The sequence below is a fragment of the Nocardioidaceae bacterium genome (assembly GCA_018672315.1).
Lineage (GTDB): Bacteria > Actinomycetota > Actinomycetes > Propionibacteriales > Nocardioidaceae > TYQ2.
The window spans coordinates 1,063,801-1,079,851 of the sequence record CP076053.1 but is presented as its reverse complement, the minus strand read 5'-3'; the positions used below and the strand labels follow the sequence as shown (position 1 = coordinate 1,079,851).

Here is a 16,051-nt window from a genome sequence, read left to right as displayed (position 1 = left end):
TCGTCCTGTCGGGGCGGGTCACGCGATCGAGGCCTCGAAGCGCTCCCACACCCGGTGGGCCGGCATCAGGTCGAGCAGCGCCGCCCAGGCCTGGTCGGCCGAGCCGGTCGTACGCACGCCGGCCGCGTCGTCGCCGATGCCCGCTGCCTGCAGCGCCTCGACGCCGTCACGGGACGCCGAGAGCGGCTTGCCGTGCCGGAAGCACTCGGCCAGCAACAGCTCGACCCTCGGGTCGACGGCTGTGCCCTGCCCGCCGCCCGCCTTGGCGTCCCGCAGGGTGATCGCGTCCGGCGCCGGGGAGGGCGAGGCGAGCAGCAGCACGGCGTCGAACTCGACCGAGCGAGCGGTGGCGAACGTACGCTGCACCGCGCTGCCGGCGATCCGGCCGCCGTGGGCGCCGAGCACCAGCGGCACGACGCCGGCCTCGAGGACCGCGTTGCGTACGCCGGCCAGCTCGTCGCTGTCCACGTCCTCGTCGACCAGCACGGCGACCATGCGGCCGGCCACCGGCCAGGTGCCGCCGTGCTGCGACAGCGCCGGGCTGGGCTCGGGGTCCTCGAGCGCGACCGTCGGCTCGGGTGCCGTCAGGCCGAGGCCGGTCGCGACCTCGCTGCACAGGGTGGCGTCGATGTTGGCAAGCGCCTGCAGCTGCCGCACCTTGATCGCCTCCTCGAAGCACTTGCCGAGCTCGAAGGTGTACGCCCGGATCGTGTGCTCCTGCTCCTGCGGCGACAGCGACCGCCAGAACAGCCGGGCCTGGCTGAAGTGGTCGTCGTAGCTCGCCGGTGCCGAGCGTGTCTTGCGCGCGGCGGGCACGTTCGCGGCGATGTCGACGAACGCGCGGCGGGTCTCCTCGTCGACCGCCTCGTCCTGTCCCGCGGCGCTGAACGGGCAGCCGCCGTCGAGGGAGTTGGGGCGGTACGGCGCGACGCCGCTGTGCACGGCGTGCTGGTGGAAGCCGTCGCGCTGCATGTCGTTGACCGGGACGTGCGGCCGGTTGATGGGCAGCTGGTTGAAGTTCGGACCCCCGAGGCGGGTGAGCTGGGTGTCGAGGTAGGAGAAGTTGCGGGCCGCCAGCAGCGGGTCGTCGGTGTGGTCGATGCCCGGCACGAGGTGGCCGGTGTGGAAGGCGACCTGCTCGGTCTCGGCGAAGTAGTTCGTGGGGTTGGCGTCGAGCACCAGCCGGCCCAGCGGCTGCACCGGGGCGATCTCCTCCGGCACGATCTTCGTCGGGTCGAGCAGGTCGATGCCCTCGTACATCTGGTCGTCGGTGTCGGGGAGGACCTGCACGCCGAGCTCCCAGGCGGGGTACGCGCCGGACTCGATCGCGTCGGCGAGGTCGCGGCGGTGGAAGTCGGGGTCGATGCCGTTGAGCATCTGCGCCTCCTCCCAGGTCAGGGAGTGCACGCCCAGCTCGGGCTTCCAGTGGAACTTCACCAGGGAGGTGCTGCCGTCCTCGGCGACCGTGCGGAAGGTGTGGACGCCGAAGCCCTCCATCATCCGGTACGAGCGCGGGACGCCGCGGTCGGACATGTTCCAGATGGTGTGGTGCTGCGCCTCGGTGTGCAGCGAGACGAAGTCCCAGAAGGAGTCGTGGGCGCTCTGCGCCTGGGGGATCTCGCGGTCGGGGTGCGGCTTGCCCGCGTGGATGACGTCGGGGAACTTGATGCCGTCCTGGATGAAGAAGACCGGCATGTTGTTGCCGACCAGGTCCCAGATGCCCTCGTCGGTGTAGAACTTCACGGCGAAGCCGCGGGTGTCGCGCACGGTGTCGGCGGAGCCGCGCGATCCGAGCACGGTGGAGAAGCGCGTGAAGACGGGCGTGCGCCGCCCTTCCTCGAAGACGCCCGCCATGCTGATCGACGCGGCCGTGCCGTAGCCCTCGAACCAGCCGTGCGCGGCGGCCCCGCGGGCGTGCACGACGCGCTCGGGGATCCGCTCGTGGTCGAAGTGCATGAGCTTCTCGCGCAGGTGGTGGTCCTGCATCAGCACGGGACCGCGCTCACCGGCCTTCAGCGAGTGGTCGGTGTCGCGCAGGCGTACGCCGGTCGCGGTGGTGTGCCAGGGTCCCTGCTGACGTCGCGGCGTGTCGGTTGTCCGCGGGTCGGCGCCGGTGGCGGTGCGCAGGTCGGGTGCCGTCTGGTCGGACGTCGCGAAGCCGCCCTCGGCGGGTCGGCTCGGCTCGGCGACGGGAGGCGTCTCGGGCGTGGGGGCGCCGGGGATCGCGGCGTCGGCGGTCTCGTGGTCGGGGGTCCGGGACGTGGAGGACATGGCGCTCCTTCGCTGGTGCGTGGCGGCCGGGAGGTGCGGCCGATGGCGTCGAACACAGAACGTCCCCGTGACGAAAAGGGCATAACGACCCTCGCGGGTGGGTGGACTCCCGTCCTCGGTGGTGTACGCGCGCCCGCGCAGCCGCCGCGCGTGGACGGCCCCCGGGCGTGCGGCACGATGGGCTCGTGAGCGAGGAGAACCCGACCGTGTCCGGTGAGACCGAGGACCACTACTTCACGGCCGACCCCCGGGCGCCGTTCAAGCGCGTGCCGGTTCGCGCCAACGTCTGGGGCACGTGGCTGGAGCTGACCTCGGGCTCCGGTGTCTTCTCCCAGGGTCGCCTGGACTCGGGCACCGCCGTCCTGCTGCGTGAGGTGCAGCCGCCCGAGGGTGCCGCCGAGGTGCTGGACCTGGGCTGCGGCTACGGCGTCATCGCACTCGCCGTCGCCGTCGCGGTGCCCGACGCCCGGGTCACCGCCGTCGACGTGAACGAGCGGGCCCTCGCCCTGACGCGTGAGAACGCCGAGGCGATCGGTGTCGCCGACCGCCTCGAGGTCGCGCTGCCGGACGACGTCGACCCCGGGCGCACGTACGACGAGATCTGGAGCAACCCGCCGATCCGCATCGGCAAGCAGGCGCTGCACGACCTGCTGCTGCAGTGGCTCCCCCGACTGCGACCCGGGGGCCGGATGGTCATGGTCGTCGGCAAGAACCTCGGCGCGGACTCGCTCGCCGACTGGTTGACCGAGCAGGGCTACCCGACAGAGCGGCTCGCGAGCGCCAAGGGCTTCCGGGTGCTCGAGGCGCGCGCCGCGGACGAGTGAGACTGGTCGACCCGCGTACGCCGCTGCACCGCTTCCTGACCGATCGCGACCACATCGTGCGGTGGGCGTGGCGTACGCAGCCCTTGGTGGCCGGCCAGCTTGCTGACTACCTGGCGCGCCGGCCGGGGCTGACCGTCGTGAGAATGCGCAGCCACAACGAGGCGTACGTCTGGCTCGGACGGGTCGCGCAGGCCTGAACCGCCAGTGCCAGCCCTCAGTCGGCCGGCTCGCGCTGCACCATGGGCGCGGTCCCTCGGCACCCGGTGACGCGCGCCCGCGCAGACTGCTCGCAGTATCCGTCGACGAGTTCGCGCTGTCCGAGCGGCGCCTCCAGCTCGGCGACCACCTGCACCGGCACTCCTACGTCGCTGCACGCGCCGGCGAGGGACAGCTGCCGGACCGTGACGACGACCCGGTCGGGCCCCTCGTCGACGTCGACCGTCGTGCGATCCGCGCAGGCGCCGCCGGTCGCGACGAGGGTGAGCAGGGTGCCGTCCGCCGAGAGCGTCGCCGGCTTGTTCCAGCGCAGCGCCTCGCCGCGCAGGAACATCGCTGCGACGCCGGCGAGCCCTGCGATGAGCAGGACGATCGTCGCGATCGCCATTCTTCTCCTCGTCGCGACCATGCCGGTGTGACGTTCGAGAGCCGCGATCGGTTCCTCAGATGAACTGCGTCGGGTCGAACTCGTCGATCGGGATGATCCGCACACGGGGCAGCGGGGTGCGGAACGCCTGCACGTCGTACTCGAGGTCGATGAGCTCGACGCCCCGGGCCTTGAGGTCGTTGAACCCGGCGTTGCGGAACTCGGTGAAGCCGATGACGGCCAGACGCCGCTCGCCGTCGACGAGCTCGCCCATGCCCTCGAGGAAGTCGCCGTCTCCCGAGACAAGGACGACGTCGCCCTCGCGCTCGCGCAGCGTCTCCATCGTGCGGATGATGGCGATGTCGACGACCTTCTGACCGGGGTCGCCGGACAGGGGCACCGGACGCCAGTCCATGGCGAGCAGCGCCTGCACGAACGACATCGGGAGCTCGCCGTTGGCAGCGAGGAAGAACAGACCGGTGACCTCGGTGCCGAAGGACCGCTCGACGTACTTCATCAGGCGGTCCCACCGCGGGCGCTCGCCGGGAGCGGGACGGTGGCCGAGGATCGAGGTGCCGAGGGTGGCGTCGATGTTCTCGCCGTCGACGAGCACGTAGACCGGGCGGGCAGGTGCCTCGGCGTCGTCCTCCTCGACCGGGTTCAGGGCCTCGCGCGCCCGGGCGGCCAGCGCCATGTCATCTTCCCCGGGCTGAGCGTCTCCGACGGGCCGAGCGTCCTCAGCAGGCCGAGCGTGCTCGGGCGTCCCCGGAACCGGTGTCTCCGCAGCCTGCTCGGTCATGGCCCGGACTCTAGCGGCCGCCTCGGCCGAGGCGTCGTCCGTCGGCTCGGGCGTCGCCGGCAGCGGTGAGGCGGCAGACGTCGGCGGCCCCGCGGGGCGGGCTGCGCGACGGCGCGTACGGCGGACGACCACGGCCTCATCCAAGCACGACGCCCCCGCCCCGAACCGGGACGAGGGCGTCGGTGCCGTACGGACGATGCGATCGCCGCGAGGACCGCCGGGTCAGGCCCAGCGCTCCTCACGCGGGGTGAAGGTCAGGTCGTGGTCGCCGACGTAGACCTGCTTGGGACGCGCGATCTTCTGGTCGGGGTCCTGCACCTGCTCGAGCCACTGGGCGAGCCAGCCCGGCGTACGCCCGATCGCGAAGAGCACGGTGAACAGCTCGGGCGGGAACCCGAAGGCCTCGTAGATGAGGCCGGAGTAGAAGTCGACGTTCGGGTAGAGCTTGCGGTCGACGAAGTAGTCGTCCTCGAGGGCGATCTTCTCCAGCTCCAGGGCAATGTCGAGCAGCGGGTTGGTGCCGGTGACCTCGAAGACGTCGTCGGCGGCGGCCTTGATGATGCGGGCGCGCGGGTCGTAGTTCTTGTAGACCCGGTGGCCGAAGCCCATCAGGCGTTCGTCGCCGTTCTTCACGCCCTTGATGAAGTCGCCGACCTGGCTCTTGTCACCGATGCGCTGCAGCATCTCCAGCACCGCCTGGTTCGCGCCGCCGTGCAGCGGGCCGTACAGGGCGGAGACGCCGGCGGAGACCGCGGAGTACGGGTCGACGTTGCTGGAGCCGACCGCACGCACGGCGTTGGCCGAGCAGTTCTGCTCGTGGTCGGCGTGCAGGATCAGCAGGGTCTCGAGCGCCTTGGTCAGCCGCGGGTCGGTCTCGTACTTCGACTCCGACATCTTGAACAGCATCGAGAGGAAGTTCGTGGAGTAGTCGAGGTCGTTGTCGGGATAGACGTACGGCTTGCCCTGGTTGTGACGGAACGACCAGGCGCCCAGCGTCGGCATCTTCGCGATCATGCGGACGATCTGCAGGTGCCGGTTGTCTGGGTCCTTGATGTCCTTGGCGTCGGGGTAGAACGTCGAGAGCGCCCCGACGGAGGCCTGCAGCATCCCCATCGGGTGGGCGTCGTAGCGGAAGCCCTCCATGAACGTGCGGATGTTCTCGTGCACGAACGTGTGGTACGTGATCTCGTGCACCCAGGTGTCGTACTCCTCCTTGCTCGGCAGGGTGCCGTTGAGCAGGAGGTAGGAGACCTCGAGGAACGTGGACTTCTCCGCGAGCTGCTCGATCGGGTAGCCGCGGTACTCCAGGACGCCCTTCTCGCCGTCGATGTAGGTGACCTCGGACCGGCACGACGCGGTGTTCTTGAAGCCCGGGTCGTACGTCTTGAGGCCCTCCTCGCCGTCGACCACGGTGATCTGGCCGAGATCGGCGGCCTTGATCGCGTTGTCGGCGATCTGGATCTCGTACTCGCGCCCGGTCCGGTTGTCACGGATCGTCAGGCTGTCCTTGCTGGACTCCTCGGCCACGGTGCTCTCCTACTGCCCTGGGGGCGCTCGACGTGCAAGGGTTGGCTCCGGGTCACCCGTTCCCCCCGAGCAGGGCGGTAACCGCACCGCTCAGCATGCCGCAGCCTCGTTTTGACCGCACTCCACGGGGCGGGCTACGATTCAGAGTCGCTGAGTGCACCTCTGTCGAGTGTGCGCCGACAGCCGCTGCCACCTCGACGTGGCGAGTCGCGCTGAGTCACCACGACTCGTCCCGCGCGGCGACCACCAGAGACTTCGTCACACCACCGATCGATCGTGAGGCCTGCACCCGTGCGTACGTACAGCCCCAAGCCCGCTGACATCCAGCGCGAGTGGCACGTCATCGACGCCACCGACGTCCGCCTCGGCCGGCTCGCCGTCGAGGTCGCGACCCTCCTGCGCGGCAAGCACAAGCCGACCTACGCCCCGCACATGGACTCCGGCGACTTCGTCGTCGTGGTCAACGCGGAGAAGGTCGGCCTGGCCGGCGACAAGGCGCAGACCAAGATGACCTACCGCCACTCCGGCTTCCCGGGCGGCCTCACCACCACCGCCATCGGCGACGCCCTGGCCAAGGACGCCCGCGGCGTCATCGAGAAGGCGGTGTGGGGCATGCTCCCGAAGAACCGTCTCTCCCGTGCGCAGATCAAGAAGCTCAAGGTGTACGCGGGTCCCGACCACCCGCACGCCGCGCAGCAGGTCAAGCCCTTCGAGATCACCCAGGTCGCGCAGTAAGCGCCACGCGCGCACCCGGGCGTCCGTCGACGTCTCGCACACCCGCCCAGAACCATCAGTGAGGATCTGTCTTGTCTGAGAGCACCACCGAGGTCGAGGAGACCTACGAGACCAACGAGCAGGGCGTCGCCTACAGCTCGGAGAGCTCGCCGTCCGCCGACGCTCCCGAGCGTCCCGCGACGATCGCCCCCGGCGCGGCCACCGGCCGCCGCAAGGAGGCCGTCGCCCGCGTACGCATCGTTCCCGGCACCGGCGAGTGGACCCTCAACGGCCGCTCCCTGGAGAGCTACTTCCCCAACAAGCTGCACCAGCAGGTCGTGCGCGAGCCCTTCACCGCGCTCGGTGTCGACGGCCGCTTCGACGTCATCGCCCGCATCTCCGGCGGCGGCATCACCGGCCAGGCGGGTGCGCTGCGCCTCGGCGTGGCCCGTGCGCTGAACGCGATCGACGTCGAGGGCAACCGCCCGACGCTGAAGTCGGCCGGGCTGCTCACCCGTGACGCCCGCGCCATCGAGCGCAAGAAGGCCGGTCTGAAGAAGGCCCGCAAGGCGCCCCAGTTCTCGAAGCGCTGATCCGAGCGGGGGCGGCCACCGCCCCCGCCCGACGCGTACGCGACCCACGATCCCCCATGGCACGGCTCTTCGGCACCGACGGAGTCCGCGGTCTGGCGAACGGCGACCTCACCGCCGAGCTGACCGTCGACCTCTCCGTCGCCGCAGCCCACGTCCTGGGGGATCGTGGTGCGTTCGAGGGTCACCGCCCCGTCGCGGTCGTCGGCCGCGACACCCGGATCTCCGGTGAGTTCCTGGAGGCGGCCGTCGTCGCGGGTCTCGCCTCGGCCGGTGTCGACGTCAAGCTCGCCGGTGTCGTGCCGACGCCTGGGCTGGCCTACCTCACCGGCCATCTCGGCGCCGACCTCGGCGTCATGCTCTCGGCCAGCCACAACCCGATGCCCGACAACGGCATCAAGTTCCTCTCCGCAGGCGGTGTGAAGCTCGACGACGCCATCGAGCAGCAGATCGAGGCCCGCCTGCGCGAGCACTGGGACCGGCCCACCGGCCGAGACGTCGGCACGGTACGCCGCCACGACACCGCGCTGGAGGACTACTGCGCCCACCTCGTGTCCACCCTCGGTGACGGCGCCGCGAAGCCCCTGGCCGGTCTGAAGGTCGTGCTCGACTGCGCCGAGGGCGCGGCGTACGAGGCGGGGCCGTTGTGCCTGCGGGAGGCCGGGGCCGAGGTCGTCGCGATCCACGCCGACCCCACCGGCCTCAACATCAACGAGGCCTGCGGGTCGACGCATCTGGAGTCGCTCCAGGCCGCCGTGGTCGCGCACGGTGCCGACGCCGGGTTCGCCGTCGACGGCGACGCGGACCGGTGCCTGGCCGTGGACGCCTCCGGCCGCGTGGTCGACGGCGACCAGATCATGGCGATCCTCGCGCTGGCCATGCGAGACGCCGGCACGCTCGCCGACGACACGGTCGTCGCCACCGTGATGAGCAACCTCGGCTTCGGGCAGGCGATGGAGCGCGAGGGCATCGATGTCCGCCGCACCAAGGTCGGCGACCGCTACGTGCTCGAGGCCATGAAGGCCGAGGGATTCACCCTCGGGGGCGAGCAGTCCGGCCACGTCATCATGCGACGTCACGCCACGACGGGCGACGGTCTGCTCACCGCGCTGCACGTGCTGCACCGCATGGCCGCCACCGGACGCGACCTCGCCGACCTCGCCGCCGTGATGACCCGGCTGCCGCAGGTGCTCGTCAACGTCTCGGGCGTCGACAAGGCCCGTGTGCACGACGACCAGCTCGCCGCAGCCGTCGCAGCGGCCGAGGCGGAGCTCGGCTTGGAGGGGCGGGTGCTGCTCCGGCCCAGCGGCACCGAGCAGCTCGTACGCGTCATGGTCGAGGCGCCCACGCAGCAGCGCGCGCAGCAGGTCGCGGACGACCTGGCCGACGTGGTCCGCGTCCGGCTGGCGCTGTGAGGTCCGGCGCCCTCGAGGCGCCGCGTACGCAACACCGTCGTCATGCGACCGTCGTAGCCTGACGGCATGGCCAAGGAACCGGACCCGAACAGCCCCCGCTCCAAGGCGCACGTGGTCGTGCTGTTCGGCGCGGCCGGTGACCTGGCTCAGCGCAAGCTGCTCCCCGGGCTGCTGCACCTGCACGAGGCCGGGCTGCTCGACGACACCCGCATCGTGGGCACGTCCCTGGAGGACCTCGACGACGACGGCTTCCGTCGTCTCGCGGCCGAGGCCTGCCGGGAGTACGGCGGCCACGCCACGGACACCGCGACGTGGGAGGAGTTCGCCGAACGGCTCTCGTACGCGGCCCACGACGGCGGCCCCGAGGGGCTGCGCGAGGCCGTGCTGCAGCAGGAGAAGGCGCTCGCCGACTCCGGCAAGGACATCTCGCGACTGCACTACCTCTCGGTCCCGCCCAAGGCGGCCCTCTCGGCGGTGCGCGCCATCGACGAGGCGGGGCTGGCCGAGAACTGTCGGATCGTCATGGAGAAGCCGTTCGGCACCGACCTCGCCTCGGCGCGGTCGCTGAACCACGAGCTCCACAAGGTCTTCGACGAGGACCAGATCTTCCGCATCGACCACTTCCTGGGCAAGGAGGCGGCGCAGAACATCCTGGCGTTCCGGTTCGCCAACGGACTCTTCGAACCCATCTGGAACCGTCAGTTCATCGACCACGTGCAGATCGACGTGCCGGAGACGCTGGGACTGGAGACGCGCGCCGACTTCTACGAGAACACGGGCGCCTACCGCGACATGGTGGTCACCCACCTGTTCCAGGTGATGGCGTTCATGGCGATGGAGCCGCCGACGGACCTGGCCCCCGGCCCCATCAGCGACGAGAAGAACAAGGTGTTCCGCTCGATGCTGCCCATCGACCCGTCCAACGTGGTGCGGGGGCAGTACTCCGGCTACCGCGACCTCGACGGGGTCGACGAGGACTCCGACACCGAGACCTTCGTGGCGCTCAAGGTCGAGATCGACAACTGGCGCTGGGCCGGCGTGCCCTTCTACCTGCGCACCGGCAAGAAGCTCGCCGACGGTGCCCGCATCATCTCGATCGCCTTCAAGGAGCCGCCGCGCTCGATGTTCCCGCAGGGGTCGGGCGTCGGGCTGCAGGGGCCGGACCACCTGACCTTCGACCTCGCCGACGAGTCCCGGGTGTCGCTGTCGTTCTACGGCAAGCGGCCCGGACCGGGCATGCGGCTGGAGAAGGCGTCGATGCAGTTCGCGATGGAGGAGACCGACACGTCACGGTGGGCGCTGGAGGCGTACGAGCGGCTGATCCACGACGCCCTGCGCGGCGACCACACGCTGTTCACGACCTCCGAGGGCATCGAGACGTTGTGGGACCGGTCCGCCTCTCTGCTGGAGGACCCGCCGCCCGTACGCCGCTACCGTCCCGACACGTGGGGTCCCAACGCGATGCACCAGATGATCGCCCCGCGGGCGTGGCGGCTGCCGTTCGAGCGCGAGTGGCGCGAGAACGAGAAGGGCAGCCGGCGCCCCTGACGGTCCGTCGCGCCCGACGGCTCAGAGCTTGCGGAGTCGCACGTACCGCACGGAGTGGTCGGCGTCCTTGCGCAGCACCAGGGTGGCGCGGGCACGGGTCGGTGCGACGTTCTCCCGCAGGTTCGGGCCGTTGATCGAGTCCCAGATCTCGCCGGCCAACTGGGAGGCGGCGGCCTCGGAGAGCTCGGCGTACCGGGTGAAGTACGACGCCGGGTCGCGGAAGGCGGTCTCGCGCAGCCGCAGGAAGCGCTCGGTGTACCACCGCTTGATGTCGGCCGCCGCGGCGTCCACGTAGATCGAGAAGTCGAAGAAGTCGCTCAGCGCCAGCCCCATCCGGCCGTCGTCGCGGACCCGCGCTGGCTGGAGCACGTTGAGACCCTCGATGATGACGATGTCGGGGGACTCGATGACCTCGGTGCGGTCGGGCACCACGTCGTAGGTCAGGTGGTCGTAGATGGGTGCCTCGACCCGGTCGCGGCCGGACTTGATGTCGATGACGAAACGCAGCAGCGCCTTGCGGTCGTAGCTCTCCGGGAACCCCTTGCGCTGCATCAGGCCGCGACGCTCCAGCTCGGCGTTGGGGTGGAGGAACCCGTCCGTGGTCACCAGCTGCACCGAGGGGTCACCGGGCGCGTGGCCGAGCAGCTGCTGCAGCACCCGGGCGGTCGTGGACTTGCCCACCGCGACCGAGCCGGCGAGTCCGATCACGAAGGGCGTACGCGGCGGGGTGGGTCGCTCCAGGAACGTCTCCTGGGCGCGGTGCAGGTCGCCGGCCGCGGCGACGTACTGGTTCACCAGTCCCGAGATCGGCAGGTAGATCTGCTCGACCTCGCCGAGGTCGAGCGAGTCGCCCAGGCCCTGGAGGGCCTCGATCTCCGCAGCCGTCAGGGGTGACTCGGTGCGGTCGCCGAGCTTCGCCCAGTCGGCGCGGTCGAGCTCGACGTACGGCGAGGTCTCGCGGGAGCCGGGGGTCTCGCTCATGGAGCGCGACTTTTCCACACCGAGGGGGGAGGGCGCCGTACGCCGCGTCACGTCCGCGTCACGTCATGGCGTCGGTGGGGGTCCCGCCGGGCCCGGCGGGGACGTGGCGGCCCCGACGCGCCCTAGAATCCCGGTCCATGTGCGGAATCGTGGGGTACGTCGGCAGCAAGCAGGCCTGCGACGTCGTCGTCGGGGGGTTGCGGCGTCTGGAGTACCGCGGGTACGACTCCGCGGGCGTCGCGATCGTTGCCGACGGGGAGATCTCCTGCGACAAGCGTGCGGGCAAGCTGGCCAACCTCGTGGATGCCCTCGACGCCGCGCCGCTGCCGGCCTCGACGACGGGCATCGGCCACACCCGGTGGGCCACCCACGGGCCGCCGACCGACAACAACGCGCACCCGCACCTGGGCAACACCAAGCGGGTCGCGCTCGTGCACAACGGCATCATCGAGAACTTCTCCGCCCTCACCGCCGAGCTGGAGGCGGCGGGGCACGACCTGCTCAGCGACACCGACACCGAGGTCGCGAGCCACGTCGTCGAGGTCGAGCTGGAGAAGAGCGGTGACCTCACCACGGCCATGCAGGCGGCCTGCCGGCGGCTGAGGGGTGCCTTCACCCTCGTCGCGGTCGATGCCCAGGACCCGAGCCGGGTGGTGGCGGCCCGTCGCAACTCACCGCTCGTGGTGGGTCTGGGCGACGGGGAGAACTTCCTGGGCTCGGACGTGGCCGCCTTCATCGAGCACACCACCGAGGCGCTGGAGCTGGGGCAGGACCAGGTCGTCACCATCACCGCCGACTCCGTGGAGGTCACCGACTTCGAGGGCAAGCCCGCCGAGGGCACGCGCTACTCGGTCGACTGGGACCTCACGGCGGCGGAGAAGGACGGCTTCGACTGGTTCATGCGCAAGGAGATCTTCGAGCAGCCCCGCTGCGTCGGGGACTCGTTGCTGGGGCGGCACGACAACCGCGGCAGGCTGCAGCTCGACGAGATCCGGATGAGCGAGGAGGAGCTGCGCGACGTCGACAAGATCATCATCACCGCGTGCGGCACCGCCTTCTACGCGGGTCTGGTCGCGAAGTACGCGATCGAGCACTGGACGCGCATCCCGTGCGAGGTCGAGCTCGCCCACGAGTTCCGCTACCGCGACCCGATCCTGACCCGCAACACGCTCGTGGTGGCCATCAGCCAGTCCGGCGAGACCGCCGACACCCTGATGGCGATCCGGCACGCCAAGGAGCAGCGGGCGCGGGTGCTGGCGATCTGCAACACCAACGGAGCCACGATCCCGCGCGAGTCCGACGCGGTGATCTACACCCACGCGGGGCCGGAGATCGGCGTGGCCTCGACGAAGGGTTTCCTGACCCAGCTGGTGGCCTGCTCGTTGCTGGGCCTGTTCCTGGCGCAGGTGCGCGGCACCCTGTACGGCGACGAGATCGCCTCGATGGTCGAGCAGCTGCAGCGCATGCCGGACCACCTGCAGACGGTTCTCGACGACGCCGAGGCGGTCTACGAGCTCGCGCGTGAGCTGGAGAACGCGCAGACCGTGCTGTTCCTCGGCAGGCACTCCGGCTACCCGGTGGCCCTCGAGGGAGCCCTGAAGCTCAAGGAGCTGGCGTACATCCATGCCGAGGGTTTCGCCGCCGGCGAGCTCAAGCACGGACCGATCGCCCTGATCGACGAGGGCATGCCGGTCTTCTGCATCGTCCCGCCCCCGGGTCGCGACGAGCTGCACGACAAGATGATCTCGGCCATCCAGGAGGTGCGCGCCCGTGGCGCCCGCACCATCGTGCTGGCCCAGGACGGCGACGTCGACGTCGAGCGGTACGCCGACACCTTCATCCGTCTGCCGCGGGTGCCCACGTTGCTGCAGTCGCTCGTGGCCGTGGTGCCGCTGCAGCTCTTCGCGTGCGAGCTCGCCACCGTCAAGGGTCACGACGTCGACCAGCCGCGCAACCTCGCGAAGTCGGTCACCGTCGAGTGAGCCGCGCGTGATCGTCGGCATCGGGGTCGACGTCGTCGACCTGGCGCGCTTCGAGCGCGCCCTGGCGCGTACGCCCGAGCTCGCCGCGCGGGTGCTGACCCCCGCGGAGCGCGCGCTCGCCGTCGAGTCGCAGGCGGCGCGGTTCGCCGCGAAGGAGGCGCTCGCGAAGGCTCTGGGTGCTCCCGCGGGCATGGCGTGGCACGACTGCGAGGTGGTCCTCGAAGCCTCGGGAGCGCCGCGGTTCACCCTGCGGGGCACGGTGCAGGAGGCGCTGGAACGGGCGGGCGGCTCGCGTACGCACCTGTCGTTGAGCCACGACGCAGGGATCGCGACCGCCTACGTCGTCGTCGAGTCGGCCTGACCCACCCGGGTCGTGAGTCTGCCGACGCCGGGTTCCGGTGCTGTCGGACTCACGACTCGATGATCGGGACGCCAAGTCGACGCAGATCATCGGCGAGTTCGCCCGTCTCGTGCCTGACCTCGAAGGGCGTGCAGCGCACGATGACCCGGTCCTGCGTGGTCAGCCCGCGCGTGCGCTTGATGTCGACCTGCCACGTCCGGGCCTCGCGATGGAGATGACCGTCGACTTCGAGGACGAGGGTGCGCCCGTCTGCCAGCTCCCACTCGCAATCGGTCCATCGTCGGACGCCGTGGGCGTCGGCGCGGGAGATCTGACGGCGGGGCGTGACGAGACCGTGGCGGCGACAGAGGATGAGCACGTCCCGTTCGTTTGCCGACTGCGAGCCGCCCGCCAGATCCGTCAGCCACTCCCTGATGTCGGCGGCTCGCCGCAGCGGGGCGAGGGCGGTCAGCTCGGCGTGGAGCCTCACCGGGTTGGTCGAACGGTGGTCCGCCAGGTCGTGGAGGGACCGACGGGTGCGCCGATGACGGGCCCAGGGGGCGGGGCGCACAGTCGTGCGAGCGGGCACGAGCACGTCGATCGACTCGCGAGACCAGCCGCGCAGTCCGCGTGCCTCGAGAGCAGCCAGACCCGTGAGGAGCGCCGGCTCGGGAGGGTGCAGGACGGCGCCCCACCGGCGCTGCTCGCGCGTGGGTCGACCCGTGGTGGTGCAGACGACCTGACTGGAGGCGCGAACCCACCGACCACTGTTCAGCCGGCGAGCGACGACCCGTGAGTCGATGCCCAGCGCACGAAGCTGTCGTCTGGCGACGATGCCGTCCTGCTGTTCGACCAAGTGCCCGAGGTTCATGTCCGAGAGTGTGGGTCCAACGCGGCAACGGTCGGCCGACTCATCCACAGGCCGTGCATCTGGTCGGAGTCGTGAGTCCAACACGGCCGAGAGACGGTGGCTGTGGACTCACGACCCCGACGTGAGTCGCGGAGGAGAGCCCTGGGCACGGTGGGGTCATGCGTGATGCCCACACCGTCGAGCAGGTCCGTGCCGCCGAGTCCGACCTGATGGAGCGCCTGCCCGAGGGCGCCTTGATGCAGCGCGCCGCCACCGGCCTCGCGCACGAGATCGCGCGGTTCCTCACCGAGTGCGCGGGCGGCACGTACGGCAGGCAGGTGCTGCTGCTCGTCGGGTCCGGCGACAACGGCGGCGACGCGCTCTTCGCGGGTGCCTGGCTCGCCCGACGCGGGGTCGGGGTGGAGGCGCTCCTGCTCTCGCCGGACAAGGCTCACGCGCAGGGCCTGGCGGCGCTGCGAGCTGCCGGGGGTCGCGTCACCGAGCAGGCGGCAGCCACCCGGACGCCCCACGTGCTCGTCGACGGCATCGTCGGCATCGGTGCGACGGGCGGGTTGCGAGAGGACGCACGAGCCGTCGTCGCGGGGGTGCGTGAGAGGCACGGCGGACTGCCTCCCGTGGTCGCCGTCGACCTTCCCTCGGGGCTCGGCGTGGACGAGGGCACCGTCCCCCGGCACGACGACGGCTCACCCGATCCCGCGGCGGTGCTCGACGCCGACCTCACGGTCACGTTCGGCACGCACAAGACCTGCCACCTCGTGGAGCCCGCGGCGAGCCGGTGCGGGCAGGTGCGCCTCGTCGACATCGGTCTCGAGACACCCGCGGCCCCGGTGACGGCGCTCGGTCGCGACGACGTCCGCCGCCTGCTCCCGCGCGCGGGACGCCACGACCAGAAGTACGGGCGGGGTGTCATCGGCGTACGCACCGGGTCGGCGGAGTTCCCGGGCGCGGCGGTGCTCAGCGTCGGCGGGGCGAGCTGCGGGCTGGCCGGCATGGTGCGCTACGTCGGAGGCGCCCGCGACGAGGTGAACCGGGACCACCCGGAGGTCGTCGGGGCCGGTCGGGTGCAGGCGTGGACGGTCGGCTCCGGCGGTGGCGCCGACGCCGCACAGGCGCTCGAGGAGGCACGCGGCGACGAGGTGCCGCTCTGCATCGACGCCGACGCTCTCGCGCACCTCGACGGTCCACCCGGCGTGCCGGCGGTGCTGACCCCCCACGCGGGCGAGCTCGCCGCGCTGCTGGGCGTGGAGCGCGCGGAGGTCGAGGCCGAGCCGCTGGCCCACGCCCGCCGGGCGGCCGAGACCTTCGACTGCACGGTGCTGCTGAAGGGCCCTCGTACGCTCGTCGCCCGCCCCGACGGAGCCGTGCGGGTCAATACTACCGGCACCCCGTGGCTGGCGACCGCGGGCTCCGGCGACGTGCTGGCCGGACTCGTCGGTGCGCTGCTCGCCGCCGGGCTCGACCCCTTCGACGCGGGCTCGGTCGGGGCCTGGGTCCACGGACGGGCCGCGGAGATCTCCCGGCGGCGCTCGCCTGCCGGCCCGCTGGTCGCCGGCGACCTCGTGCCGGGCATCCGTACGGTGCTGCGCCGGCTGGCCTGACGGACAGG

General features: G+C 71.2%; 15 protein-coding genes. 9 read left to right on the top strand and 6 right to left on the bottom strand.

The features are described 5' to 3' along the window. Window positions 1-18: 18 nt before the first annotated feature. Window positions 19-2,271: a catalase gene (locus tag KLP28_05050; GenBank protein ID QWC86091.1), complete on the bottom strand. Its 2,253-nt coding sequence runs from the start codon at window positions 2,269-2,271 to the stop codon at window positions 19-21. Window positions 2,272-2,477: 206 nt separating this feature from the next. On the opposite strand from KLP28_05050, the gene KLP28_05045 reads away from it, so the two are divergent. Both KLP28_05045 and KLP28_05040 read left to right on the top strand, forming a co-directional pair. Next, complete coding sequence (locus KLP28_05045) at window positions 2,478-3,095, top strand: methyltransferase (GenBank protein ID QWC86810.1); 618 nt, start codon at window positions 2,478-2,480, stop codon at window positions 3,093-3,095. After that, window positions 3,092-3,292 (top strand): hypothetical protein, encoded by a 201-nt coding sequence (locus KLP28_05040; protein ID QWC86090.1) that lies wholly within the window; start codon window positions 3,092-3,094, stop codon window positions 3,290-3,292. The genes KLP28_05045 and KLP28_05040 overlap by 4 nt, the downstream gene beginning before the upstream one ends. A gap of 17 nt (window positions 3,293-3,309) precedes the next feature. Here KLP28_05040 and KLP28_05035 read toward each other — a convergent pair whose 3' ends face one another. From KLP28_05035 to KLP28_05025, 3 genes are all read right to left on the bottom strand, one after another. Further along, the gene (locus tag KLP28_05035; protein ID QWC86089.1) at window positions 3,310-3,699 is read right to left on the bottom strand and encodes a hypothetical protein; all 390 of its coding nucleotides are present in this window, start codon (window positions 3,697-3,699) and stop codon (window positions 3,310-3,312) included. A 55-nt stretch (window positions 3,700-3,754) separates the two neighbouring features. Further along, complete coding sequence (locus KLP28_05030) at window positions 3,755-4,342, bottom strand: NYN domain-containing protein (GenBank protein ID QWC86809.1); 588 nt, start codon at window positions 4,340-4,342, stop codon at window positions 3,755-3,757. Window positions 4,343-4,699: 357 nt separating this feature from the next. Then, window positions 4,700-5,971: a citrate synthase gene (locus KLP28_05025; GenBank protein QWC86808.1), complete on the bottom strand. Its 1,272-nt coding sequence runs from the start codon at window positions 5,969-5,971 to the stop codon at window positions 4,700-4,702. A gap of 324 nt (window positions 5,972-6,295) precedes the next feature. Between KLP28_05025 and rplM the strand changes: the two genes are divergently transcribed. The 4 genes from rplM to zwf all read left to right on the top strand — a co-directional run bounded on the left by rplM (window position 6,296) and on the right by zwf (window position 10,271). Continuing rightward, entirely contained in the window at window positions 6,296-6,739 is a 444-nt protein-coding gene (gene rplM / locus KLP28_05020) for a 50S ribosomal protein L13 (GenBank protein QWC86807.1), read from the top strand. Window positions 6,740-6,810: 71 nt separating this feature from the next. Next, the gene (gene rpsI, locus KLP28_05015; protein ID QWC86088.1) at window positions 6,811-7,311 is read left to right on the top strand and encodes a 30S ribosomal protein S9; all 501 of its coding nucleotides are present in this window, start codon (window positions 6,811-6,813) and stop codon (window positions 7,309-7,311) included. A gap of 56 nt (window positions 7,312-7,367) precedes the next feature. Next, the gene (locus KLP28_05010) at window positions 7,368-8,723 is read left to right on the top strand and encodes a phosphoglucosamine mutase (GenBank protein ID QWC86087.1); all 1,356 of its coding nucleotides are present in this window, start codon (window positions 7,368-7,370) and stop codon (window positions 8,721-8,723) included. A gap of 66 nt (window positions 8,724-8,789) precedes the next feature. Beyond that, on the top strand, window positions 8,790-10,271 hold the full coding sequence (zwf, locus tag KLP28_05005; protein QWC86086.1) for a glucose-6-phosphate dehydrogenase: 1,482 nt from the start codon (window positions 8,790-8,792) through the stop codon (window positions 10,269-10,271). Window positions 10,272-10,292: 21 nt separating this feature from the next. Here the strand turns inward: zwf and coaA are convergent, their stop codons facing one another. Then, the gene (coaA, locus tag KLP28_05000; protein QWC86085.1) at window positions 10,293-11,252 is read right to left on the bottom strand and encodes a type I pantothenate kinase; all 960 of its coding nucleotides are present in this window, start codon (window positions 11,250-11,252) and stop codon (window positions 10,293-10,295) included. A gap of 137 nt (window positions 11,253-11,389) precedes the next feature. On the opposite strand from coaA, the gene glmS reads away from it, so the two are divergent. After that, window positions 11,390-13,234 carry a glutamine--fructose-6-phosphate transaminase (isomerizing) gene (gene glmS / locus KLP28_04995; GenBank protein ID QWC86084.1) on the top strand — a complete coding sequence of 615 codons (1,845 nt, stop codon included), beginning with the start codon at window positions 11,390-11,392 and terminating at the stop codon, window positions 13,232-13,234. A 7-nt stretch (window positions 13,235-13,241) separates the two neighbouring features. Next, a complete protein-coding gene (locus KLP28_04990; protein QWC86083.1) occupies window positions 13,242-13,595 on the top strand; it encodes a holo-ACP synthase in 354 nt (117 codons plus the stop codon). A gap of 49 nt (window positions 13,596-13,644) precedes the next feature. Here the strand turns inward: KLP28_04990 and KLP28_04985 are convergent, their stop codons facing one another. Next, window positions 13,645-14,445 (bottom strand): hypothetical protein, encoded by an 801-nt coding sequence (locus KLP28_04985; GenBank protein QWC86082.1) that lies wholly within the window; start codon window positions 14,443-14,445, stop codon window positions 13,645-13,647. A 158-nt stretch (window positions 14,446-14,603) separates the two neighbouring features. Between KLP28_04985 and KLP28_04980 the strand changes: the two genes are divergently transcribed. Beyond that, complete coding sequence (locus KLP28_04980; protein ID QWC86081.1) at window positions 14,604-16,043, top strand: bifunctional ADP-dependent NAD(P)H-hydrate dehydratase/NAD(P)H-hydrate epimerase; 1,440 nt, start codon at window positions 14,604-14,606, stop codon at window positions 16,041-16,043. The last annotated feature ends 8 nt before the right edge of the window (window positions 16,044-16,051 follow it).

Excerpts from the sequence above, each read along its gene's own strand:
- KLP28_05050 (QWC86091.1), bottom strand. The coding sequence starts at position 2,271 with ATGTCCTCCACGTCCCGGACCCCCGACCACGAGACCGCCGACGCCGCG.
- KLP28_05035 (QWC86089.1), bottom strand. The coding sequence starts at position 3,699 with ATGGCGATCGCGACGATCGTCCTGCTCATCGCAGGGCTCGCCGGCGTC.
- KLP28_05010 (QWC86087.1), top strand. The coding sequence starts at position 7,368 with ATGGCACGGCTCTTCGGCACCGACGGAGTCCGCGGTCTGGCGAACGGC.
- zwf (QWC86086.1), top strand. The coding sequence starts at position 8,790 with ATGGCCAAGGAACCGGACCCGAACAGCCCCCGCTCCAAGGCGCACGTG.
- coaA (QWC86085.1), bottom strand. The coding sequence starts at position 11,252 with ATGAGCGAGACCCCCGGCTCCCGCGAGACCTCGCCGTACGTCGAGCTC.
- glmS (QWC86084.1), top strand. The coding sequence starts at position 11,390 with ATGTGCGGAATCGTGGGGTACGTCGGCAGCAAGCAGGCCTGCGACGTC.
- KLP28_04985 (QWC86082.1), bottom strand. The coding sequence starts at position 14,445 with ATGAACCTCGGGCACTTGGTCGAACAGCAGGACGGCATCGTCGCCAGA.
- KLP28_04980 (QWC86081.1), top strand. The coding sequence starts at position 14,604 with ATGCGTGATGCCCACACCGTCGAGCAGGTCCGTGCCGCCGAGTCCGAC.